Genomic DNA, 928 nt, shown 5'->3' with positions numbered 1-928 from the left:
GCGACGGGCGCCCAGATGGGGGGCTGGTATCGCAAGGAGATAAAAAGCATTGAGGATATCAAGGGCCTCAAGATGCGAATTGCCGGGGTCGCCGGGCAGGTGCTTGCGAGGCTTGGCGCCGTTCCACAGCAGCTTCCGGGCGGCGACATTTATCCAGCACTGGAACGTGGTACCATCGATGCTGCGGAGTGGGTCGGCCCTTATGACGACGAAAAGCTCGGTTTCTACCAGATCGCGCCCTATTATTATTATCCAGCGTTCTGGGAGGGTGGTCTGACGATTCACTTCTTCGTCAACAAGGATCAATATGCGGCCCTGCCTGACGAATACAAGGCAGCGCTTGACACCGCCTGCAAGGCGGCCAACATCAACATGCAGGCTCTCTACGACGTCAAGAACAAGGATGCGATCCGCTCGCTCGTTTCAAAGGGCACGCAGCTTCGCCCGTTACCCCGGGACGTGCTCGACGCCGCCTATAAGGCAACCTTCGAACTCTATGACGAGTATACGCAGAAACATCCCGCATGGGCCAAAATATATCCCGGCTGGAAGAAATTCCGCGACGAGAGCTATGAATGGTTCCGCGTCGCCGAATATACCTATGACAGCTATGGCTATGCGATGCAGACTGCCGGCAAATAAGCTGGCATAACTGATGTCGAGGCCCCCGGGTGACAACATTCGCGGGGCCTCGATCCCATCGCGCTATTCCTTGATGAGCCCGTGGTCTATCGCATAGCGAATAAGACCGGCGGTCGTCGCAATATCCAGTTTCCGCTTGATGTTCTTGCGATGGGTTTCCATCGTGCTCTCGGCGATATCCAGCGCCACAGCGGCGTCGCGGTTGCTTTTTCCCCTTGCAATCAGTAGCAGAACGTCCTGCTCGCGGGTGGTGAGTTCCTTCAACCTGCCAGTGGCGCTCTCCATC

General features: G+C 56.8%; 2 protein-coding genes. One reads left to right on the top strand and one right to left on the bottom strand.

Annotation, left to right across the window (positions count from 1 at the left end):
• The coding region (locus tag AB4Z23_RS27255; RefSeq protein ID WP_441361153.1) for a TRAP transporter substrate-binding protein at positions 1 to 642 on the top strand (642 nt) is incomplete at its 5' end.
• Positions 643 to 705: 63 nt separating this feature from the next.
• Here the strand turns inward: AB4Z23_RS27255 and AB4Z23_RS27250 are convergent.
• Positions 706 to 928 (bottom strand): response regulator transcription factor (locus tag AB4Z23_RS27250; protein WP_441361152.1); only part of this gene is annotated, 223 nt, incomplete at its 5' end.

It is taken from the genome of Agrobacterium sp. MCAB5 (assembly GCF_052114365.1).
Classification (GTDB): Bacteria; Pseudomonadota; Alphaproteobacteria; order Rhizobiales; family Rhizobiaceae; genus Agrobacterium; species Agrobacterium tumefaciens.
Note: the sequence above shows the minus strand (reverse complement) of the source record. Positions and strands in the feature narration are given on the sequence as shown.